Consider the following 20,486-nt stretch of genomic DNA (forward strand, 5'->3'; position numbering starts at 1 on the left):
AGATGGCGGACACGACAGCAAGCAAGAACACGGTCGCCAGCGGCTCGTTCAATACCCAGCAGGTTCATGACATCAAGAGTGGCCTGCTGGAAGCAGCCATCGCGGACTACGAAGCAATCGCCACGACCTTCGCTGTCAACGCAATCAGCGATGACAAGGTCCGCCAGCAATATAGCAAGCACATCAAGGAAATCTCCGACCAGGTGAGGCAGGAGGTTGCCAACGGCAACATGACCGTAAAAGAGGGTGCCGAATATTGCAGCCAACTGCGCGACAAGCTTTTCGTCGAGTATCGAAAGTATACGTCCGCCGTCGGAGTCGCGCAGGCAGAGGCACTGAAGCTCAAATCCAGAGGATTCGACTACTACCTGAACAAGTACGCCCAGGCCCAGTTCGGCAAGGACTTCGACGTGCTGACGATGGAAGAGCGCAACGCCGTCTACTACACGGTGCTGAAGAAAGCGGGCGGCGCTAATGCCAATGTCTCGGCCAAGGTCCGCCGGTTACAGGTCAGCGCCCGAGTCGCCATCCTATTCACGGCTATCATCGCGACCGGCGAGATTGTTGGCGCCAAGGACAAAGTGAAAGAGGCCGCCCGACAGGGAAGCATCATCGCGGGCGGCATGATTGGCGGAAGCCTTGCAGGGCTCGCTGTTTCATTCATTTGCGGCCCCGCTGAGCCCGCGTGCGCTATCGCGCTGGTCTTCATCGGGAGTAACCTGGGAGGAATGGCGGCCGAAGCGGGAAACGACATGTACCAGGAAGAACTGCCTGTTTTCATGCACTGGATGAACGACTAAACGGAGCGCCGAAAAATGTCGACGCCAATATTCGTAGTTCTTTTCGTGCTCTTCGTCGGTGCCGCCGCCGTGATTATCATCAATCTCACCGGCGACCCGGGCATCGACTACTGGGACCTCGACGGGGAGAACAAGCCTCCTTTATCCAAGCTCGACGTCCTGAGAAATAAGCCGGTGTTCTACGGTGCCGGAGCGGTGCTCATCGGAACCTTCATTGCTTACCTGTTGGTACGCCACTAGATGAAGGTCGTCGCTATGAAGACGCAATACATCGCACCGATGTCGCTTTGGCTCGTGGTGCGCAAACGGTTCCTAGGCACGGGCCTCTTCATCGAGCCCGCGTGGGTTGGTTCGGGGGAGAAGTGCGGGCCAGTGGTCTTTGTCTCGCGCGTTCTCGCGGAATCGTATGCCTATCTCCGAAACAAGTACCACGGACCAGACGATAGCGACACTTGGAAAGTCGTCGCATTGCAAGACTTTGACTTACTGGACCATGCTCGGGGCGTCGACGGACCGCTTTACTGCATGATGGCCTTTGGGTTCTCCATGGAAGACGCAGACAGCGTAATCTGCATCAACGCTCCTCGTCTCCGTTATGTGCCTCTTCCGTTCGACGTGCCGGACGGCGCGCACGGCATCACGTTCGCGTTCGGTCAGTGGGTCTTCGATTTCATGCGCGGAGAGTGGGCCAGGCTCGGCTTGCCAGAGTTCGACAGGGAACTGGAGGCCACAGATGAACTCGACGCATTGAGCATCACCGAGCCGGTGCAAACGGCCATAGGCCGCTTGAATGTCTGTCAGGAGCCATCGCATAAACCGGGACTATGGGCGGTGTTCAGTACGCGGCAGCAGATGTGGGTGTCGGCATGTGAGGCTCACGCTGCGGTCAGTCGACCACTTCATTGAGCTAGCGCACTCGTCGAAGACTCTGTTGCAGAGACGCCGCTGTCGAACAAAGCTACGCCGTACAAAGCCAGCCACATAGGCAGGCACTCATACGCTATCGCTCGTCAGCGTCTTTCGCGCCAAGGTTCGCCATAATCGACGGCTTTACACGCTTGCGCTCAGCCTTCGACAGGCGCCCCCATGCCAGCACCACATCCGCAAGGTCGTCGTCGTCGCAGTAAAAGTAAGCCGTGGGCACGCGTAGCGTTTGAGCAAGCTTCACGACAATGAGAAACGGCGGTTCGTGAACCCCTGTCTCATAGCGACTCATCCGGACGCTTGCCGTTGCTTCATCGAGCCCAATTTTCACACCAAGCCTGTCTTGAGGAATGTCCGCGCGCAGACGCGCTGCTCGCAAGCGACGTCCCAAGACGGTAGTGGGCTCCTTTTTCACCATCCTACGAATATCGTAAGATTGCGTTGAAATTTCTCTACGAAATTCGTAAGATGGCTCGGATTCACGCCTCCGGCGTCCACGCACGCGTTCAGTTGCTGTCTGTTGTAACGTGGGATTCGCTTTCGGAGGTTGGGTCTACGGGGTTAGTTTGAGGCCTACATAAAATGTCAAAGACGTTCAAATCGTTGGTTTGGGTTTCCGTTTTGCTTGCCTTTTCGGAGCCGACCTTTGCATTCACATCGATGTCGGCAGTTCCTGGCGACAATTCCACGTTGTATCGAGCGAGCAATTTCGATACGCAGGCAGCAGCGGATAAGGCAGCCTTAACGGGTTGCCGGACGGCAGCGCGGAGTGGCGGTCACGGCAAAACCGCTAAAAAATGCGCGGTGTTGAGCCGCAGCCGGGGGCCTGGGTATGGCGCCCTCGTTTGCGGTGATGGGGGATGTACGTGGAGACTCGGCTACGAATCCGCGCAAGCAGCCGTGGATGCGGCGTACGAGGGATGCGGTGCAAATTACAAGAACTGCCAGCAGACAAACATTGATTCCTGGCTAGACACCGCGGGCTTCCCAAGTGAGGTCGAAGCACAACCTCAAGTGCAGCAGCAACCGTCTATGAGCGATATTTACCGGGCGCGCTGGTGCGCGCAGCAGAACGTGCCTCCGTCGCAGTGCGGTCAATGATTGAGGCGGCCCTATCCGCTCGTTGCGAAAGCTAAACCATGTTCGACATTATTTTTGGAGCGGCGCACGCCATCTACATCGCGGGCGCACTGGTCGGAAGCGTCATCCTGTGGCCGGACCAGACTTACCCACTTCACAAAGCCCCCGAGGAACGCGAAATGGTGGAAGTCGCCGGCTTTCATCCGCAGTGGTACAAGGCGGACTCAAAGTGCCATTACACGGGCCTCATCGTCCCGTACGTGCGCGACTGGCCCGAAACAGTGCGCCACGGCCAGGAGGAAGAGGTCCTTCCGCCCGACCTCGAGCATACGGCCGGACATGCTGTCATCTTGGACAGGAAGACCTGCCCGGGCAAGGAAGACGAGAAAGTTTTCCTGGTGGACGCAGTCGAGCGCAATTTCGGCGCCCTTGGCGGCGGCACGGACTTCCACTTCGACGACCCGGACACCATCAAGCCAGAGTACAAGCCGAAGTGGTTGCCGCAAGTCATGCAACGCATTGAGCGCATAGCTGAGCACGACGAGAACGCCAAGGACCTGCTCGAGACAATCACCGCACTCGAGCATGACCGCTCGGCGATGGCGCAGGTTGCGGTAGCAGCATCTAGCGCTACCGCGGCTGACGCTGGCATGGCAGCACCGGCAAGTGCGCCCGTGTCAGCAAGTGAGCCAGTCACGCCGACCGCCAAGACCGACTGAGCGGCGTCAACGCAGGCCGTTCTAAAAATACGTCGCGTGACCGCGCGATGCCGCATTGCGGCCTAGCTCGCGAAGGCGGCGCTGAAAGCCGCCGCCTTTGGCCGCTCACCTTGCCTTCGGTGAGAACGCACACTGGTTGTCGGTCATGCTCCCTGACGAGTTCGTTCGAACGACAGACAGGCAGGCAGTTCCCGCATGCGACTATAGGTACGCGAGTGAACCGTGACGCGAGTTTCAACCAGGTTTGTGGCGAAGCACCGCGCGATATCGTTCCAACTCCCTCTTGAGCAAGTCTATTTCGGCTTGCATGCCAGCCGCTCGCCGCAGGAGCTGGCCGACTTCGTGCCAGTAGGCATTTCCCAAATCGCCATCCGCCATAGCGAGTTCGTGAATCTTCTGAAGCGCAATCTCAAGGTCCAAATTACTTTGCGGGCGCATATGGTCTTTCCTGTGTAGTGACGAGCGCCAGCCTGCCCGCCGGCGCGGACACGTTCTGTATCTGCGGGTATCAACAATTCGCATTCCTACCTCCTGCGCCGTTTTCCGCTACCAGCAGCAATGCACGTGTGCGCTTCATCACCCACGCTATCTCAGCGGGAGAAAAATTCCACTCGCCGGCCGTCACCTTGCGGTTCACGCTCCTTTCGACTTTTGAGAACGCATCGGAAAACGACCAACCGAACTGACACATCTTTCGTGACGCGTACGCCGATAGCTGGCGCGCGAAGTCTTCGCAGACCTCGTAGCGCGTCAGCAACTCGTCGTCTGCGAGACCCGTGTAATACCGCCCGTCCTTCTCTCGGACGAGAACCTTGGGCTGCGCACCGGGCACAACTCCAGGTGCCAGCTCTCTCGGGAAATCCTCAGGAACCACGTGTCGTCTGCTCATCACCTTCCCACTAACTGCGAATGTCATCAGCATCGCTCCGGCCGGGGGCTTCTTTGGCACCCCTGCTGTTAAGCCAGACCGCGGGTATTTCGGTGCGGCCCAGATTCTAGGTAATGCTGTGGCCGACACATCGAGTTCGACGTCGAGGGGGGAGTCCCTGAGCTAGCCAAGCGCCACTGTCTGTACAAGGCCGCCAATGGTTATCTCATCGGCCGACGCGAGCATCTGCAACAGCTCTCGGGTATCCGTAACGGCTTTCGTGCGCTCATGTGGGGTCGTCACCACGAGCTCCGTCAAGAAGACGTTCGGTGACGTCGGTGTACGACGTCACCTCGTACAGTTCGCACCACCGCATCCAGACGTACTCAACATTCAATGACGTGCCTTTCCTGCCGACCAGCTCATAAATACGTCCCGTTTGCGTCGTACCCTGTAAGGCGACGGGGTCGAACGTCACTATCGGGGAGCTGACGCGCCCGGACGAATCAAACATATCCACGCCAACAAAATGCCGGTCCCCATCCTCGGTCTCGAATATGCGCCATCGAGACAACGGAATCTTCGGCATTTCGGAAGCGGGGCGTGGTTTCCATATGGGCATCGCAGTCTCCCATTTCCATCCGGTCGCTTTGGCCAGTTGCTGAATCGACATGCCCGCGTCGAGCGTCACAAGTGGCGCGTGTCACAGATGGGATTTCGCATCTTTTCAAGCTATGGACACCAGCTGTTTCGCGAGGCCTTCGCAGACGAGCCAGCGTTCGCGTCGCTTTTCATCGGTTTGTTTCGCGTGTCCAGATTGGCATGGGAATCTCCTTGTCCCTGGCGGGCTGTCACCGTCGGTTCGAGCTTCCCCTCCGGCGCCGCTCCCTTGAGCGGTTCTTCCATGCTAGTCGCAACTTTGTTGCGTAAAAGCGGAAAACGTAGACTGTTTTATCGGTGATTTTGGCGGACGCCTTATGCTTTATTTTCTACCGGTGGGCCGGCTTATGGTTTACTGCGAGGAGGGCGACTGACGATAGGGCCGCCATCCGCGGACAGCTTATGCTTTATTCCGCGGGCAGGTTAAGGCTAACGGCACACCGCTATTTAGCGGGCTTTTGTGTTTTTTGCGCTAGCATGCGTTGCCGCGAGCCTCACTTCTGTGTAGTGAAGTTGACGAACGGAATCGCCGCGCCGGACCATTGCTGCGGCAAGTGGCCGTCCCACTTCTTGACTGCTTCGAGCGCGACGTATTCGTGGCCGCCTTGTTGCTGAATCGCTTCAGCCTGGATCGCGATCGCCTTGGCCTGACCCTCCGCCTCGACGATCTTCTGTTGTGCCGTGATCTTCGCCGTCTCGAGTTGCTGCTCGGCGGTCAAGCGGTTTTGGCCCGCCACCACTTTTTGACGCACGGCAGCCGCGAATTGCGTGTCGAAATGGAAGTTCTGCACGTTGATGTCGGAGACGATGATGTGGTACTTCGAGAGCTTCGACTGGAGCTTCTGGACGATGTCCTGCGACACCTTCGCGCGCTGCGTCACGAGCTGCTCGGCCGTATATTGCGACGTCACGGCCTTGAAGGATTCGTAAAGCGCAGGGACGATGAACTTCGTTTCGATGTCGGCGTCGTCACCGAAGTTGTTGTAGACGTAGGGCGCGTGCGCCGGGTCGTACGCGTAGTTGGCGGTGATGTCCTCGAACACCTCCTGCAGATCGGAGGTGCCTCCCTCCGCCCTTGTCGCGGTCGCGCTCTGGAAGCGCACATTGAAATCGACCACGCGTGCGAACGGATTCAGGAAGTGCAGCCCTTCGGGCAGCGGCTGGTCTTGCACGTCACCGAAGATCTTCACGACTCCACGATGGCCGGCCGGAACGATATGCATGCAGCTGAATACGAGGATGAAAGCGGCGGCGATGCCGATTGGTAATGCGCTCAATTTCATGTTCATGTTCGTGTCCCACCCGGAAAGTAGCCTGCACGTACTCGAACTGTCCTGAATCCAGTTTCCTGAAACTGATGTGAGTCTCCGATAGTTTATGCTCTGCCGTCCGCAATTTAGCGGGCTCGAGCGTTTGCCCATCGATATATCGGGCACTCGTTGCATGTGACGCGGACGAATCGATAGGACATCAATGCTGGCAATCTCGTACATCATGGTTTTTGGTGCCGTTCCGGCTGCGTGGCGGGCTTGTGGGTCGAGCGTATCGCGGTGGCTCGGCCTGGGGTTGCTCGTGGTCGGATATGCGATCGCATTGGCGATCGGGCTGCTGGGTCCGCTGTCCATGGTCGGCATCGGGCTGCTGGTGCTCGCCGCCGTTGCCGTCCAGCCCCAACGCCGGCGCTACGTCCGATACCTTGGCCACGCGATGTTCATCGCGCTTGCCATCGCCCTCGACCGGCACTGGCTGCCCGGCTTCCACAATCTCCGGGTGATCGCTGCGGAAAGACTGACGCCCGACGCTGTTCCGTTCACGATGTACCTGAACCTCGACAAGCCGCTCGTGGGGTTCTGGCTACTGCTCGTCATTCCATGGATTCACGCGGCGCGGGGCTGGCGTGCTTCGTTGATATCGGGCGTCGTCGGATGGGTGGTGGCTACGCTGTCGGCGCTGTTGATCGCTCGATGGCTCGGCATGGTCGCGTGGGAGCCGAAGTGGCCGCAACAGAGCGCGCTTTGGCTGATCAACAATCTATTGTTGGTCGCTGTGACGGAGGAAGTGTTTTTCCGTGGCTATGTTCAAGGTGGCTTGCGCCGTTTGCTCGCGCATCGTGGAAGCGCGGACTTGCTCGCCTTGCTGATCTCAGCGGCGTTATTCGGGTTGGAGCATGTCTCAGGTGGCGGGCACTGGATCGTGCTCGCTGGCGTCGCCGGAGTCGTGTACGGGCTTGCCTATCGTTTCGGCGGTCTGCCGGCCTCGATACTGGCGCACTTCGGCCTCGATGCCGTGCATTTCTTCTTGTTTTCTTATCCCATGCTGGCGGCAAGCGTTCGGTAGGCAACCATCCGTACGCCGCGAGGCCGCCGGCCCGGCCTGCGGCTTGGCTCGGACGGATACGCCGCTACTCATTCGTCGCCCGCATCAGAGGCCGCGGCCTAGATCGGATCCGGATCAACTGTCCCGCCATCGATGACAAAGTGCGGAGCATCAGAGCCTGGCGAGAACAGCCTCCAGTCTTCTCCTTCTTCACCAGTCGGCGACATCTTGAGCATCAGACCACCCGAGAAAACGATCGATGCTCCGCCTGGGTTTTGCGACGAGGCATAACACGCAATGACAGATACCGGGTGAGCACCGCCAGCCGCTTCGCGCATTCGCTTTATTGCATCCTTCGCAGCGGCGTCAGATGTGCACAGATCGGACTGCTGAGCGATAGTTTGACCATCTCGTCCAATAGTCCATGGACATTGAACATGCAGCGCCCATGTTCCCACCTTCTTTTCGGTGTCGTTGCGGGACACGATGGAACGGAGGGGGCCAAACTGCAGGGTGAGCGTACCTGCAGCGTGGTGCACGCCGCTCAGGGCGAGTCCGTCAAGTGCCGACAAACGCCTTTCGATTTCTCTTGCTGTATCGATCATGTGGGGGAGTTGGATTGATACAGAGATCATTTTGCGACGGTTGCTGCCGATTACTCGGGGCCGTACGCCGCTAAGCACGCTTCATCGCCACCAGGTGGCGCGCTAAGCCGACGCTCGCCCTTTGCATCGACAAGGGGTCCTTTCCCGCCAAAATCAAATCGTCGATCACCCCAAGCACGCCTCTGAAAAGGAATGTGGCGGTAACGTGCGCATTCGGCGCCGCCCATAACCCTTTCGAGTGTCCTTGTCGAATCAGCGCCGTCAGGTCGCGCATGAACGCCCGGTCGGATGCGGTCCAGCGCGGCGACTCGGTGCCGAACACGACTTCGTGCAGCGGCCCCATGTTCACATACGCTTCAGACGCCGCCTTCACCCATGTGTCGAGCTGGCGCGCGAGATCGTCGGCGGGGCACTTCGCCATCGCATTCTCGATGTGCGACTCGAAGTCCCCAATCACGCTTTCGCGCAATGCGATGAGAAGCGCCGCTTTCGATTCGTAGTGGTGATAGAACGTGCCCTTCGCCGTGCCCGCCAAAACGACGATTTCATCGACGGTCGTCTCGTCGACGCCCTTTTCCACGAACAACGATGCCGCGGCATCGAGCAGTTTTTTGGCACTGCGCTGGCCACGCGCTTGCGATCGCCGTTGTGCGGCAACTTCCAACACGGTCGATTCTTTCGGAGTGGACGTCAAAAGGGGATCTCGCATCGATATCGGGTGGTGTTCCGGTGGGGCGCCCGGGCGCGCTCGCCGCTGTGCTGTGCCTAGTTTCGATGTGCTTAGTTTACCTCGCATGTACCTCCGTCATCCGAGGCCGCCGCGATTGCCTCGCTGGGTCAGCAACGCTCCTGCGTCGAACCGACACATTCCGCGCATTTGACGAAACCGACCGTTAGTCGAATAATAGCGCAATACCGACTGTCAGTCGGGTTTTGAACACGCCTGGAGTCCGCAATGAATGAACATTCGCCGATTGGGGCGGCGACGCCTCAGAAGAGTGGGGCGCCGTGGAAGGCCGCCGCCAGTGCTGTCGTCATTGTGTTTGTCGTCGCCGCCGCGCTCTGGTTTTGGCGCGCGAGCCGTGCGGCTTCGCAAGGTTGGGCGCCGGGTGGCCCGATCGACGTCGTGGCCGCCACGGTGAAAGCCGGCCCCGCACCCGTGAGCATCGAGGCCGTAGGCGAACTGCGCGCGGTGCGCCAAGTGGTCGTGGCGAACGAGATCCCGGGACGCGTCAACGACATCGGATTCGAGGCGGGGCAACATACGAAAGCGGGCACGGTGTTGATTCAACTCGACGATTCGACCGAGCAAGCGAACCTCGCTGCGGCCAAAGCGAGCGCCCTGTTCGCGCAGCAGCAGTTGGAGCGCGCCAACGAGCTCGTGGCAGTGGGGGCGACGTCGAAAGAGCTGCTGCAGCAGCGGCGTGCCGAGCGCGATCAGGCTGCCGCGCAGGTGCAACAACTCGAGACGCGGATCAGAAAGATGCACATTCGCGCGCCGTTCGCGGGCGAGCTCGGTCTGCGACAAGTCGATCTCGGGCAGTATCTCGATGCCGGCGAGAAGGTGGTGACGCTCACCGATCTAGGCGCGTTGTATGTGAACTTCGACGTCCCCCAGCAACAGCTCGATCGTCTGCAAGTCGGTCAACACGTGGCGATCACGACGGACTCGCCCGGCGCATCGCCGCTCGAGGCACGCATCAATGCAATCGAGCCGCAAGTCGGAAAAGACACGCGCAACGCAACGGTTCAAGCGGTGCTGAACAACCCGAAAGAGGCCCTTCGCCCGGGCATGTTCGTCTCCGTTTCGGTTGCGCTGCCCGCCGAGCGCGACGCACTGCTCGTGCCGACGACGGCGGTCATGACGTCCGCGTCAGGCAACACGGCTGCCGTAGTGCGCGGCCTGTCTGCGCAACGGACCGGCAAGGCCGACATCGTTCCGATCACGACGGGGCGCCACATCGGCGATCAAGTAGTCATCGTGGATGGGCTCAAAGCCGGCGACGTCGTCGTGACCGAAGGTCAGTTGCGCATTCAACCTGGGGCCGCCGTACACGTCGTCAACCACGCAGTGGCCGGCGTGAGCGCTTTGCCAGGAGCGACGCAGGCTACGGGGAGCTGACCGATGAAGTTCACTGACATGTTCATCCAGCGCCCGATCCTGTCGGTGACGCTGAGCCTGCTCATCTTGCTGGCGGGTATCGCTTCGCTGTTCTCGCTGCCGACGCGCGAGTACCCGAAGATGGAAAGCGCGACGATCACCGTGACGACGCTCTACCCCGGCGCGAGCCAGGAGGTGATGCAGGGCTTCGTCACGACGCCGATCGCCCAGGCCATTGCGTCGGCGAACGGAATCGAATACCTCGCATCGACATCGACGCAGGGACGAAGCGAAATCAAGGCCAAGCTCGTGCTGAACGCCAATGCGGACCGCGCGATGACCGAGATTCTCGCGAAGATCCAGCAGGTGAAATACAAGCTGCCGCGCGACGCTTACGACCCGGTCATCGCCAAGGTGACCGACGGCGTGTCGGCCGTGCAGTACGTCGCATTCGTCGGCGACAAAGACAAGATTCCCGAGATCACCGATTTCATCACGCGCGTCGCGCAGCCGTTGATCACATCGGTACCCGGTGTCGCGTCGGCCGATATCCTCGGCGGGCAAACGATCGCCATGCGCTTGTGGGTCGACCCCGTCAAGCTCGCCGCGCACGGACTGACGGCCGGCGATCTCGCCGATGCGCTGCGGGCGAACAACGTCCAGGCGGCACCGGGCGCGCTGAAAGGCGCGCGGACGATGATTCCGATCACCGCCGCCACCGACATGCGCAGCGTCGAGAACTTTCGCGACATGGTGATCAAGCGCGCTGAGAACAGCGTCGTGCGCGTGTCGGATGTCGCCACCGTGGAGGTCGGCGGCGAGAACTACGACAGCAGTTTCCGGTATGGCGGTGCGCCCGCCGTGGCGCTGGCGATCTCGCCGACCCCGGACGGCAATCCGCTCACGATCGTCGCCGGCGTCGATGCGCTGCTGCCCGACCTCCAACGCGCGGCGCCGCCAGGCATCAAGATCTTCAATGCGTTCGACACGGCAACCTTCGTCAACGCCTCGATCGACGAAGTGATCCACACGCTCATCGAAGCGATCGTCATCGTCGTGCTCGTCATCTTTATGTTTTTGGGCACACTGCGTGCCGTGGTCATTCCGATCGTCACGATCCCGCTGTCGCTCGTCGGCACCGCCGCGTTGATGCTCGCCTGCGGATTCTCGCTGAACCTGCTCACGCTGCTTGCGATGGTGTTGGCGATCGGGCTCGTCGTGGACGATGCCATCGTCGTGGTCGAAAACATTCATCGGCACATCGAAGACGGTCTGTCGCCCGCGCGCGCAGCCCTGCTCGGGGCGCGCGAAATCATCTGGCCCGTGATCGGGATGACGATCACGCTCGCGGCGGTCTATGCGCCGATCGGTCTCATGGGGGGCCTCACGGGCGCGCTGTTCAAGGAATTCGCGTTCACGCTGGCCTGCGCCGTGATCGTCTCCGGTGTCATCGCGCTGACGCTCTCGCCGATGATGAGTAGCTACCTGCTCACGCCGCGCTTGAGCGAGGGGTATCTCGCCCGGCGCATCGAATCGTTGGTGCAGGCGCTCTCGAACCAATACGGCCGCCTGCTCGGGCGGACACTGCATGCGCGCACCGCGGTGCTGGTCGTCTGCATCGCCGTGCTGGTCGGCATCGTCGTCATGTTCGCCGGTGTCCAACGCGAACTCGCGCCGACCGAGGATCAGGGCTATGTCTTCGTCCAGACGAAGGCGCCGCAATACGCGAACGTGCGCTATACCGAGCAGGTCTGGACGCGTGTGGAGGGCTTGTTCCGCCAGTTCCCCGACTACCAGAGCAGCTTCGTCGACAACGGCAGCGACGGACAAAACACCGGTTTTGGCGGCATCCTGCTGAAGCCCTGGGCGGGGCGCAGACAACCCGCCGGCCAGGTTCAGGCCAGCCTCAATCAGCAGAGCGGCGGCGTGACCGGTGCCTTCATGACCGCGTTCCAGCCGCCCGCGCTGCCGGCCGGCAGCGCCGGGTTGCCGGTGCAGATGGTGTTGCGTGCGCCGAGCGACTTCACCACGCTCTATCGGACCATGGAAGGCATCAAGGGGGCGGCCTGGGGCAGTGGCCTCTTCGCGTTCGTCGACAGCGATCTCGCCTTCGACAGTCCGCAAGCCCACCTGAGCATCAACGCAACGAAAGCCGGCGAGATGGGCATCACGATGTCCGAGGTCGCGTCGACGCTGGCCACGCTCGTCGGCGAAAACTACGTCAATCGCTTCAACTGGTTCGACCGCTCCTATGACGTCATCGCTCAGGTGCCGCAGCACGATCGTCGTGCGCCTGGCGATCTGAGCGGCTACTACGTCCGCGCGCAATCCGGCAAGCTCGTGCCGCTCGCGACCGTCGTCGACGTGCAGGTCGGCCCGGCCGCGAACCGGCTGCCGCAATTCAACCAGATGAACTCGGTCACGTTGTCGGGTGTGCTGCTGCCCGGCGTGACGATGGGGCAAGCCGTCGACTTCCTGAAACGTCAACCGCTGCCGCCAGGCGCGAAGATCGATTGGCTGTCCGATAGTCGTCAGTTCGTCAAGGAGGGCAATCGCCTCACCGTTTCGTTCGGCTTCGCGCTCGTGGTGATCTTCCTCGTGCTCGCGGCGCAATTCGAGAGCTTGCGCGATCCGCTCGTCATTCTCGTCACGGTGCCGCTCGCCGTTTGCGGTGCGCTCGTGCCGCTCTGGCTCGGCTATGCGACGTTGAACATCTATACGCAGATAGGGCTCGTCACACTGATCGGATTGATTTCGAAGCACGGCATCCTGATGGTGTCGTTCGCGAACGACATACAGGCCCGCGAGGGGATAGGGCCGGCCGAGGCCATCTCCAGGGCGGCCGTCATCCGTATGCGACCGGTGCTGATGACCACGGCCGCGATGGTGACGGGCCTCATCCCGCTGCTCTTCGCCGGGGGCGCCGGTGCGGCGAGCCGTTTCGCCATCGGTATCGTCGTCGTCACGGGCATGATGGTCGGCACGCTGTTCACGCTCTTCGTACTGCCGACGATTTACAGTCTGATCGCCAAAGATCACCGCGCGCATGCGATGTCCGCACGGGCGCAGGAACTCACGCAGGAGGTGTCGAATGCTTAACCAGCGTGTCATCCTGTTGCCTGCTGCATGCCTGTCAGCGTTGCTCGCGAGCGGCTGTGCCATCGGTCCCGACTATGCGTCGCCGCAGCCGCCTGAGCACGCAGCCGCACACTTTCTCAGCACGGGCAACGTAGCCGCTGTTGCACCGCTGCCCGACGCATGGTGGCGGCTCTACGACGATCCGAATCTCGATGCGCTTGTGCAACGCGCGTTCGCGGCCAATACAGACTTACGCGTAGCCGAGGCGAACCTCGAGCACGAGCGGGCCGTCTTGTCGGAAGTCGGCAACGCCCGCTTTCCGTCCACCGAGCTGTCGGCTTCGAAGTTCTACGGCAACAACACGTCGCCGTCGGGCCAGGGCCTGCCGACACCCAATAAGCAATGGACCTCGACCGGGGCCGTCGTCGCATCATGGGAAATCGATCTGTTGGGCCGCGTTCGGCGCAGCGTCGAGGCCGAACGCGACAACGTCGAAGCGGTGCAAGCCGCGCGCGACGCGGTGCGCGTCAAGGTGGCCGCCGACACCACGCGCAATTATGTCGAGGCCTGCGCGCTCGCTGAATCGGTCACCACGGCGCATGCATCGATCGACATCGCGCGGCAGACGCTCGGGCTGACGCAACAGCAGGTGCATGCGGGGGCTGCTTCGCCGTTCGATGCCGAGCGCGCTGCCGCCACGCTGGCGGCCACGGAAGCGAGCTTGCCGCCACTCGAGGCCCAGCGTCAAAACGCGTTGTTCGCGCTCGCCGCACTCGCCGGGTCTGCGCCCTCCGATGTCCCCGAGGCAGCCGCGGCGTGTACGCATGCGCCGAAACTGGCTGGGCCGATCCCGGTGGATGACGGCGCCGCGCTGCTGAAACGTCGCCCTGATGTGCGCGAGGCGGAGCGCAAGCTCGCGGCCGACACGGCGCGCATCGGCGTCGCGATGGGCGATCTCTATCCGCGCATCTATGTGAACGGTGCCATCAACTATCTGCGCGACGGGTCGAGCAGTGCCAGCGGTGGCCCCGGTACGCCGGCCTGGACCTTCGGCGTCGGGCCCGCGCTGACCTGGAGCTTTCCCAACATCGGCGTAGCGCGTGCGCGTGTGAAACAGGCAAAGGCGCAGACACAGGCATCGCTCGCGACTTTCGACGGCACGGTGCTGAACGCGTTGCGCGACGTCGAGCAGGCGTTGACGAGTCTCGGCGCGCAAGAGCGGCGTTATGTCTCACTCGCGCAAGCGGATGAGCGAACCAGCAACGCCTATCGGCTTGCAAACGACCGTTACCGAGCCGGCAATATTTCGCAACTCGAATTGCTCGATGCCAGCCGCGATCGGGTGGCCGCTCAGGCCGCGTTGGCAGATTCGGCCGTGTCGCTCAATGCCGCACGCGTCGACCTGTTCAATGCGCTCGGTGGAGGTTGGTAGCACCTGCGCAAGCGGCACGACGAAGACACGCAGTGCCGCTTGCGTTGCCGGTCAGTCCACGCCGAACAGCGTGGCCGGCGTGATGTAGAAATAGCCCATTTCGATGGCTTTCTCGATCAGCTCGGGCTTAGACGACACCGCGAACTTGTCCTTCAGGGCATCGATGTGATGTTCGACGGTTCTGACCGAGATCGAAAGCAGATCGGCGATTCGACGTGCCACGCCGCCGCGCAGCAGGAAAAACAAAATCTCGGTCTCGCGCGGCGTGAGATCGACTCCCTGCGTTTCTCCTCTGATGACGAAGCTTCCACGCGGCAGCGACTTCGGCAAGCGCGGCTCCAGGCGCGCCAACTGCAGCATGCTGCTATTGATATTCGTGATGTCAGTACCGTGGATGAGCACGCCGCGCGCGTTCGTTTCACAATCGACAAAGGGTTTTTTCACGACGAGATAGGCTTTCACGCCTGTCTCCGACGCATGGTAGACGTTGATGCTTCTCACGGTGCTGCCTTGTTCCATAACGAATCTGTCCTGGGCGACATAGGAATCGTCAAAAGAACCGAATGCGGCCGGTAAATCCGAGTGCCGTAGACCCAGCAACGAGAGCTCCTCGCCCAATCCCATCGACCGCTTGAATTCTGCATTTCCGTAAAGGAATGTCGATCCGACAGCCTTGCACGCACAAGCGCCCGGCATCTGATCGATGAGGCTTGAAAATGCCGAGCTGATCAAATCGCTCATCGCGCATTTCTCCTGAGTGGACTAGTCGCATCGCGCTGACAGGGTGCGATTTCAGCCAGCGATGCGCGATGCTCTTTCGATACGGCTGGCTCGAATCGAAATGGGTAGAAAGTACGGAAGCGCTGCGTAGACGTGCAGGCTACCATCATTTCAAGAGGTTTGCGTACCGCCGAGCATCGGTGATGGTCCGACACTCGCTTCGGATTACGCAACTCTCTTACCTTTTCTTTTCCGTAAATAGTGCGATTCCCGATAGCAGGACGTAACACCGATTGGCGTCGGTGCGATAGCGCTTGACGGAAGCGACACGATTTCCATTTGGAGCTAACCATGGCAAAGAACGAAGCGGTTATCAGTGCGGGAAAAGGCGTCACGTTCGTGAATATCATCGAAGTGACGCCCGAAAATCAGGCCAAGGTGATCGAGGTGCTCAATGAAGGCGTCGAGAAAGTGATCCGCCATAAGGACGGGTTCATTTCCGCGAGCATCCTCGCGAGCAAGGACGGCACGAGCGTGATCAACATCGCGCAATGGGAAAGCCCCGAGAACGTGAAGGCGGTTCGCGAGGACCCGGCTGCGCAAGAGTATGCGAAGCGTACGGCGGCGATCGCGAAGGCGGTGCCGAACCTTTATTCGGTCGTGTCCGTGCACGCCTGACGCACCCTGACGCGATGCGGCCGCCGCGCGCCTACGTTCCCGCGCTCGGCGGCCGTCAACGATCCGCTACTATCGGCGCCCGATCATGACAGTCACTATAGACACCGGAATTTTGATCGCAGGGGCAGGCATCGGTGGGCTCACTACGGCGTTGGCGCTACATGCCCACGGCGTGAGCGACCTGTTGATCATCGAAGCAGCGAAACAAATTCGCCCCCTCGGGGTAGGCATCAACATTCAGCCGGCAGCCGTCGCCGAGCTATACGCCCTTGGTCTCAAGCGCTCGATGGAGCAGTCCGGGATCAAAACCGAGCGGGTGGAGCATTGGGACGAAAAGGGCACGCTGCTATTTAGCGAACCCCGTGGTCTGGCGGCCGGCAACCCCTATCCGCAGATTTCGATTCACCGTGGCGCGCTCGAAATGTTCCTGCTGCGCGCCGTCAAAGGCCGACTCGGGCAGCGCACCGTGCGGACCGGCATACGCCTCGTTTCGTTCACTGAAGACAGCGATGGATCCGTGTCCGCCCTGGCAGTCGATCAGTCGACGGGCAACGAGATTCGGCTGAGGGCCAAAGGCCTGATCGGCGCCGACGGCATCCACTCGGCGATTCGAGCGCAATTATCCGGGGACGGCAACAAGCTGGTGCCCACTCCTATCACGATGTGGCGGGGTGTGACCGAGCGCGATCGTTTCCTCGATGGGCGAACGATGATCATCGCCAACGATGTCTACTCGTCAAGGGTCATCGCGTATCCGATCTCCAGTGAACATGGCCAGCGAGGCACCGATCTCGTCAACTGGGTCTGCATGGTATCGGCGGACACGCGCGCTCGTTTTGATCGCCCGGACTGGAGCGAGCAGGGCACGCTCGAAGACATCCTGCCGTTCTTCTCGGAATGGCGCCTGGATTGGCTCAACATCGAGGACCTGGTCCGCAGGAGCCGCGTCATTCTGAAATACCCGATGGTCGATCGCGATCCCCTGGAACGCTGGGGTAGCGGCCGCGTCACGCTGCTCGGCGATGCGGCTCACCTCATGTACCCCGTCGGCGCGAACGGCGCCTCGCAGGCGATTCTCGATGCGTCGACGCTCGCGTTCGAGATTTCGAGTCGCAAGGACATTCCGTCCGCGTTCGAACACTACGAGAACGCAAGGCGGCCTGCGACGAGCAAGATCGTGCTCGAAAACCGGATGCGTGACCGGGGGGAGCGGCGTATCTCCGGCAAGAACGACGGTCAAAAAACCGCCGCCATCGACGGCATCGTCAATCGCTACAAGCAAAACGTCGAAAGCCAATACAAGCATCAACCATCTACGGAGGGACAGTCTTCATGAGCACGATCCAACAGCGCTTCGATGCGATCGTCATCGGCGCCGGTTTCGCGGGCATCTACGCGTTATACAAGCTGCATCGCGAGCTTGGACTCAGCGTTCGGTGCTTCGAGAAGGGCGGCGGCGTAGGGGGAACCTGGTTTTGGAATCGCTATCCCGGCGCGCGCACCGACACCGAGACGCGCGTGTATCGGTACTCCTTCGACAAGGAGATCTACGACGGCTGGGACTGGCGCAGCCGCTTCGCCAATCAGCCCGAGGTGCTCGCCTATCTTCGCTCGATCACGAAGCACTATGAGCTCGACGAGCACATCACGCTCAACACGTTCATCAAATCCGCCGTCTATGACGAAGGCGCGAGAGAGTGGATCGTGACGACGTCGAACGGCGACGTTTATGCCTGTACCTACCTGGTTTCGGCCATTGGCGTGCTGTCGAAGCTGCATATTCCCGATATCCCGCATCGGGACAAGTTTCGCGGGGCCGTCGTTCACACGGGCACGTGGCCGGAGGCGCTGACGCTCGACGACAAGCGTGTGGGCGTGATCGGCACCGGCTCCACCGGTGTCCAGCTGATTTCCGCCGCCGCGAAGGCGGCACATCACGTAACCGTCTTCCAACGTTCCGCGCAGTATTGCGTGCCGGCCGGCGACGATCTCGTGGGTGAACAGGAGATCGCCGACTACCGGGAAAACTTCGACAAGGTCTGGGACGGCATCAGGGACACGCGCGTGGCGTGCGGCTTCCCGGAGAGCATCGTGCCGACGTTCAGCGTGTCGGCCGAGGAACGCGAAAAGGTGTTCGAGGACAACTGGAAGATCGGCACGGGCTTCCGATTCATGTTCGGCACGTTCGGCGACATCGCGAGTAACGAGGACGCGAACAAAGAGGCCACGAATTTCATCGAGAAGAAAATCCATGAGATCGTGACGGATCCCGAAACGGCGAGAAAGCTGATTCCGGATCAGCTCTACGCCAAGCGCCCGATTTCGATCAACGGTTACTACGAGATCTACAATCAAGCGAACGTCTCGCTCGTCTCGTTGAAGGAGACCGACATCGTCGAATTCACCGAGGACGGCGTGCGAACCGCGGACGGGCAAGAGCATCAACTCGATGTCCTGGCATTCGCGACCGGCTTCGAGACGATCGTCGGCAGCTTCAAGGACGTCGAGATTCGCGGACTGGACGGTGTCGAACTGCAGCAGCATTGGAAGGACGAGGCGACGAGCTACATGGGTGTCGCGACGGCGAATTTCCCGAATTTCTTCATGGTGCCCGGCCCGAAGAGCGTGTTCTGCAACATCCCGCCCGGCATCGAAGCGCAGCTCGATTGGATCGGTGAGTTGATCCGGAAGGCCCGGTCCGAAGCGGCGACCGCCATTCTCGTCACACCCGACGCCGAGCGCGACTGGACGCAACTTTGCGATACGTACGCGGCGTACACGCTGTTGCCGAAAGTCAAATCGTGGATCTTCGGGGCCAACGTCCCTGGTGCCAAGAGCCAGACGCTGTTTTATTTCGGTGGACTAAACGGTTATCGTCAGGCTTGGTCGGATCTGTCGCAGAACAGTTTCAAAGGCTTCGTCTTCGACAGCGGAAAATGAGGTAGCTATACCCGGCGCGGCCGGCTCGCTCGCCGGCTGCGCGTCTGCTTTGGGGTTCACACCAGCCCAAGCCGCGCGAGCCGCTCCGGGCGCGCCGCGCCTTCATCGGTCAGCCATCGCTCCATGGCGATGGCCTCTTCGACGTTGACGAGGACACCATTGCCGAGCAGCTCGCACGGAACGAATGCCGGTTCAGAGCGCTCGACGATTCGCTTGATCGCATTGCCGATGACCGCGTTTTCTGCCTGCCGGGAAGCCGCGTTCGGATAACCTCCCGCTTTCGCAAAAGGCGTCAACGCGCCGGCCGCGACCAGAAAAAGCAGGTTCTGCCGTATTTCCATCGCGTTGCGTTGCGGTCCGCTCAAGCGCGCAACGATGTCCCCGATGCGCATCGCGCCCTGCGCCAGCACCGAGCGCAAATCGCCGATGAAATCAGCCTGGAAGCTCAGTACTCCTCGCGGAATGTTCACGCGTATATCGATCTGCTCGACATCGGGCACGCAGCCTACGATAGCGTCATCCAGCGATCCGATCGAATGGCGTGGCGCGTTGCCCGTCGGCGTTCCGCGAACGAACACGTCGCGCCGGAAGCGTCGATTGACGGCAAAATCCGCCGCCAGGTGCCGCAGGCGTGCATTGGGAAGCGCTGCAATCGACTCGGCCGCTTGCTTGTCCATCGTGAGCGGCGCATGGTTGTCCGCCAGCGTTGCGCTGCCCACGTAGGTCAGGCCTGTTCGGGCCATGTCGTCGGCGACGTCGACCGAGTAATGCACTTCCCAGGTGCCGTTCAGAAACTCATGCGCCAGGTAATTGACGGGATCGTTTGAGAACGCCGTCACCGCTTCGACTGCCGCGGGATTCTCCCGGAAATACTTGAAGCTCGGGTTGCCCAGTTGCTGCATCGTGTCCAGGGCGGCTCCCGTGCGTCGTTCCACGCTGCCTTCCGCGGCTTGCGACAATTCCAGCATGAGCTTGCGTAGCGGTGTCTCGGCGGACCATCCCGGGAAACAGTTGTAGCTCAGATAGACGAGGCCGCCGTCCTCGAGCTTGCGCGAGATGATCTGTTGCAGCGTGTTTCGCACATTGGCATCGACCCAGCTGTAGATGCCGTGCAGCACGATGAAATCGAAAGAGGGCAGGTCCTTGTCGAGCAGTTCTTCGAAGCTGGACTCGTGAAAGACGACGTTTTCTATCCCCAATTCAGCCGCACGGCGTGCAGCGGCCTCGATGTGCGCAGGATTGAAGTCGCACGCATGGAACTCGGCTTGGGGAAATGCCCCCGCGTTGATGATGGTCGAGTGCGCGAAGCCACACCCCAGATCCAGATAGGTGAATGGCCGGTCGAAATCTCGGGGTGGGATGCCACCCAACACGCCAACGTAATTCAGCCAGGCGGGGGAGAGTTCGCGGTGAAACCTGTCCGGAAACGTAACGTCGCTAAGGTAGCCGGAGGGGCGATCGGAGGCTTGCATGAAATATTGGGGACATGTGCTCATGCCCTGCACAGTGGGCGTGTGCCTGCTGCAGTGAGGCGGGTAAAGTCAGCTTACCATACCGCCTTTCGC

The 20,486-nt window shown here is 60.9% G+C and carries 21 protein-coding genes; 12 read left to right on the top strand and 9 right to left on the bottom strand.

Annotated elements, in window-relative coordinates; genetic code table 11:
* The first annotated feature begins 2 nt into the window (after window positions 1-2).
* The 3 genes from D7S89_RS14825 to D7S89_RS14835 are packed head-to-tail and all read left to right on the top strand — an operon-like array spanning window position 3 to window position 1,706.
* A complete protein-coding gene (locus D7S89_RS14825) occupies window positions 3-800 on the top strand; it encodes a hypothetical protein (protein ID WP_121278457.1) in 798 nt (265 codons plus the stop codon).
* Window positions 801-815: 15 nt separating this feature from the next.
* On the top strand, window positions 816-1,040 hold the full coding sequence (locus D7S89_RS14830; protein WP_245982924.1) for a hypothetical protein: 225 nt from the start codon (window positions 816-818) through the stop codon (window positions 1,038-1,040).
* A 15-nt stretch (window positions 1,041-1,055) separates the two neighbouring features.
* A complete protein-coding gene (locus tag D7S89_RS14835; RefSeq protein WP_147426658.1) occupies window positions 1,056-1,706 on the top strand; it encodes a hypothetical protein in 651 nt (216 codons plus the stop codon).
* Window positions 1,707-1,800: 94 nt separating this feature from the next.
* On the opposite strand, the gene D7S89_RS14840 is transcribed toward D7S89_RS14835, so the two are convergent.
* Window positions 1,801-2,142, bottom strand: coding sequence for a helix-turn-helix domain-containing protein (locus D7S89_RS14840; RefSeq protein ID WP_121278459.1), 342 nt, complete (start codon window positions 2,140-2,142; stop codon window positions 1,801-1,803).
* A gap of 721 nt (window positions 2,143-2,863) precedes the next feature.
* Here D7S89_RS14840 and D7S89_RS14845 point away from each other — a divergent pair.
* Complete coding sequence (locus D7S89_RS14845; RefSeq protein ID WP_121278460.1) at window positions 2,864-3,523, top strand: hypothetical protein; 660 nt, start codon at window positions 2,864-2,866, stop codon at window positions 3,521-3,523.
* 222 nt (window positions 3,524-3,745) lie between these two features.
* Window positions 3,746-3,979 carry a hypothetical protein gene (locus D7S89_RS27465; protein WP_183085201.1) on the top strand — a complete coding sequence of 78 codons (234 nt, stop codon included), beginning with the start codon at window positions 3,746-3,748 and terminating at the stop codon, window positions 3,977-3,979.
* Between the two features lie 52 nt (window positions 3,980-4,031).
* Here the strand turns inward: D7S89_RS27465 and D7S89_RS14855 are convergent, their stop codons facing one another.
* The 4 genes from D7S89_RS14855 to D7S89_RS14870 all read right to left on the bottom strand — a co-directional run bounded on the left by D7S89_RS14855 (window position 4,032) and on the right by D7S89_RS14870 (window position 6,340).
* Entirely contained in the window at window positions 4,032-4,439 is a 408-nt protein-coding gene (locus D7S89_RS14855) for a hypothetical protein (protein ID WP_245982926.1), read from the bottom strand.
* Window positions 4,440-4,574: 135 nt separating this feature from the next.
* Window positions 4,575-4,697 (bottom strand): BPSL0761 family protein, encoded by a 123-nt coding sequence (locus tag D7S89_RS28225; RefSeq protein ID WP_342766900.1) that lies wholly within the window; start codon window positions 4,695-4,697, stop codon window positions 4,575-4,577.
* The gene (locus tag D7S89_RS14865; RefSeq protein ID WP_245982927.1) at window positions 4,678-5,082 is read right to left on the bottom strand and encodes a hypothetical protein; all 405 of its coding nucleotides are present in this window, start codon (window positions 5,080-5,082) and stop codon (window positions 4,678-4,680) included. The genes D7S89_RS28225 and D7S89_RS14865 overlap by 20 nt, the downstream gene beginning before the upstream one ends.
* A gap of 463 nt (window positions 5,083-5,545) precedes the next feature.
* Window positions 5,546-6,340 (bottom strand): prohibitin family protein, encoded by a 795-nt coding sequence (locus tag D7S89_RS14870; protein WP_183085202.1) that lies wholly within the window; start codon window positions 6,338-6,340, stop codon window positions 5,546-5,548.
* Window positions 6,341-6,524: 184 nt separating this feature from the next.
* Here D7S89_RS14870 and D7S89_RS14875 point away from each other — a divergent pair, with 184 nt between their 5' ends.
* Entirely contained in the window at window positions 6,525-7,388 is an 864-nt protein-coding gene (locus D7S89_RS14875) for a CPBP family glutamic-type intramembrane protease (protein WP_121278607.1), read from the top strand.
* A 98-nt stretch (window positions 7,389-7,486) separates the two neighbouring features.
* Here D7S89_RS14875 and D7S89_RS27190 read toward each other — a convergent pair whose 3' ends face one another.
* Window positions 7,487-7,972, bottom strand: coding sequence for a hypothetical protein (locus D7S89_RS27190; RefSeq protein ID WP_147426660.1), 486 nt, complete (start codon window positions 7,970-7,972; stop codon window positions 7,487-7,489).
* A gap of 70 nt (window positions 7,973-8,042) precedes the next feature.
* Window positions 8,043-8,639: a TetR/AcrR family transcriptional regulator gene (locus D7S89_RS14880; RefSeq protein ID WP_183085203.1), complete on the bottom strand. Its 597-nt coding sequence runs from the start codon at window positions 8,637-8,639 to the stop codon at window positions 8,043-8,045.
* A gap of 288 nt (window positions 8,640-8,927) precedes the next feature.
* Here D7S89_RS14880 and D7S89_RS14885 point away from each other — a divergent pair, with 288 nt between their 5' ends.
* From D7S89_RS14885 to D7S89_RS14895, 3 genes are read left to right on the top strand one after another with little or no spacing between them, the layout of a single operon-like run.
* Window positions 8,928-10,094, top strand: a complete 1,167-nt coding sequence (locus tag D7S89_RS14885) for an efflux RND transporter periplasmic adaptor subunit (protein WP_121278464.1) — start codon at window positions 8,928-8,930, stop codon at window positions 10,092-10,094.
* A gap of 3 nt (window positions 10,095-10,097) precedes the next feature.
* Window positions 10,098-13,172, top strand: a complete 3,075-nt coding sequence (locus tag D7S89_RS14890; protein ID WP_121278465.1) for an efflux RND transporter permease subunit — start codon at window positions 10,098-10,100, stop codon at window positions 13,170-13,172.
* Complete coding sequence (locus tag D7S89_RS14895; RefSeq protein WP_121278466.1) at window positions 13,165-14,583, top strand: efflux transporter outer membrane subunit; 1,419 nt, start codon at window positions 13,165-13,167, stop codon at window positions 14,581-14,583. Before D7S89_RS14890 ends, D7S89_RS14895 begins: the two co-directional genes overlap by 8 nt.
* A gap of 51 nt (window positions 14,584-14,634) precedes the next feature.
* Here the strand turns inward: D7S89_RS14895 and D7S89_RS14900 are convergent, their stop codons facing one another.
* Window positions 14,635-15,324 carry a helix-turn-helix transcriptional regulator gene (locus D7S89_RS14900; protein ID WP_121278467.1) on the bottom strand — a complete coding sequence of 230 codons (690 nt, stop codon included), beginning with the start codon at window positions 15,322-15,324 and terminating at the stop codon, window positions 14,635-14,637.
* Window positions 15,325-15,654: 330 nt separating this feature from the next.
* Between D7S89_RS14900 and D7S89_RS14905 the strand changes: the two genes are divergently transcribed.
* From D7S89_RS14905 to D7S89_RS14915, 3 genes are all read left to right on the top strand, one after another.
* Window positions 15,655-15,981 carry an antibiotic biosynthesis monooxygenase gene (locus tag D7S89_RS14905; protein ID WP_121278468.1) on the top strand — a complete coding sequence of 109 codons (327 nt, stop codon included), beginning with the start codon at window positions 15,655-15,657 and terminating at the stop codon, window positions 15,979-15,981.
* An 85-nt stretch (window positions 15,982-16,066) separates the two neighbouring features.
* Complete coding sequence (locus tag D7S89_RS14910; RefSeq protein ID WP_121278469.1) at window positions 16,067-17,317, top strand: FAD-dependent monooxygenase; 1,251 nt, start codon at window positions 16,067-16,069, stop codon at window positions 17,315-17,317.
* On the top strand, window positions 17,314-18,921 hold the full coding sequence (locus tag D7S89_RS14915) for a flavin-containing monooxygenase (RefSeq protein WP_121278470.1): 1,608 nt from the start codon (window positions 17,314-17,316) through the stop codon (window positions 18,919-18,921). The genes D7S89_RS14910 and D7S89_RS14915 overlap by 4 nt, the downstream gene beginning before the upstream one ends.
* A gap of 56 nt (window positions 18,922-18,977) precedes the next feature.
* On the opposite strand, the gene D7S89_RS14920 is transcribed toward D7S89_RS14915, so the two are convergent.
* Window positions 18,978-20,393: a class I SAM-dependent methyltransferase gene (locus D7S89_RS14920; RefSeq protein WP_121278471.1), complete on the bottom strand. Its 1,416-nt coding sequence runs from the start codon at window positions 20,391-20,393 to the stop codon at window positions 18,978-18,980.
* Window positions 20,394-20,486 lie beyond the last annotated feature (93 nt).

The sequence above is a fragment of the Trinickia fusca genome (genome assembly GCF_003628145.1).
GTDB classification, from domain to species: domain Bacteria; phylum Pseudomonadota; class Gammaproteobacteria; order Burkholderiales; family Burkholderiaceae; genus Trinickia; species Trinickia fusca.

What these genes read in the sequence shown, in the direction of transcription:
- D7S89_RS14825 (WP_121278457.1), top strand. Translation starts at nt 3, where the DNA reads ATGGCGGACACGACAGCAAGCAAGAACACGGTCGCCAGCGGCTCGTTC.
- D7S89_RS14830 (WP_245982924.1), top strand. Translation starts at nt 816, where the DNA reads ATGTCGACGCCAATATTCGTAGTTCTTTTCGTGCTCTTCGTCGGTGCC.
- D7S89_RS14835 (WP_147426658.1), top strand. Translation starts at nt 1,056, where the DNA reads ATGAAGACGCAATACATCGCACCGATGTCGCTTTGGCTCGTGGTGCGC.
- D7S89_RS14840 (WP_121278459.1), bottom strand. Translation starts at nt 2,142, where the DNA reads ATGGTGAAAAAGGAGCCCACTACCGTCTTGGGACGTCGCTTGCGAGCA.
- D7S89_RS14845 (WP_121278460.1), top strand. Translation starts at nt 2,864, where the DNA reads ATGTTCGACATTATTTTTGGAGCGGCGCACGCCATCTACATCGCGGGC.
- D7S89_RS14855 (WP_245982926.1), bottom strand. Translation starts at nt 4,439, where the DNA reads ATGACATTCGCAGTTAGTGGGAAGGTGATGAGCAGACGACACGTGGTT.
- D7S89_RS14870 (WP_183085202.1), bottom strand. Translation starts at nt 6,340, where the DNA reads ATGAACATGAAATTGAGCGCATTACCAATCGGCATCGCCGCCGCTTTC.
- D7S89_RS14875 (WP_121278607.1), top strand. Translation starts at nt 6,525, where the DNA reads ATGCTGGCAATCTCGTACATCATGGTTTTTGGTGCCGTTCCGGCTGCG.
- D7S89_RS27190 (WP_147426660.1), bottom strand. Translation starts at nt 7,972, where the DNA reads ATGATCGATACAGCAAGAGAAATCGAAAGGCGTTTGTCGGCACTTGAC.
- D7S89_RS14885 (WP_121278464.1), top strand. Translation starts at nt 8,928, where the DNA reads ATGAATGAACATTCGCCGATTGGGGCGGCGACGCCTCAGAAGAGTGGG.
- D7S89_RS14890 (WP_121278465.1), top strand. Translation starts at nt 10,098, where the DNA reads ATGAAGTTCACTGACATGTTCATCCAGCGCCCGATCCTGTCGGTGACG.
- D7S89_RS14895 (WP_121278466.1), top strand. Translation starts at nt 13,165, where the DNA reads ATGCTTAACCAGCGTGTCATCCTGTTGCCTGCTGCATGCCTGTCAGCG.
- D7S89_RS14900 (WP_121278467.1), bottom strand. Translation starts at nt 15,324, where the DNA reads ATGAGCGATTTGATCAGCTCGGCATTTTCAAGCCTCATCGATCAGATG.
- D7S89_RS14905 (WP_121278468.1), top strand. Translation starts at nt 15,655, where the DNA reads ATGGCAAAGAACGAAGCGGTTATCAGTGCGGGAAAAGGCGTCACGTTC.
- D7S89_RS14910 (WP_121278469.1), top strand. Translation starts at nt 16,067, where the DNA reads ATGACAGTCACTATAGACACCGGAATTTTGATCGCAGGGGCAGGCATC.
- D7S89_RS14915 (WP_121278470.1), top strand. Translation starts at nt 17,314, where the DNA reads ATGAGCACGATCCAACAGCGCTTCGATGCGATCGTCATCGGCGCCGGT.
- D7S89_RS14920 (WP_121278471.1), bottom strand. Translation starts at nt 20,393, where the DNA reads ATGCAAGCCTCCGATCGCCCCTCCGGCTACCTTAGCGACGTTACGTTT.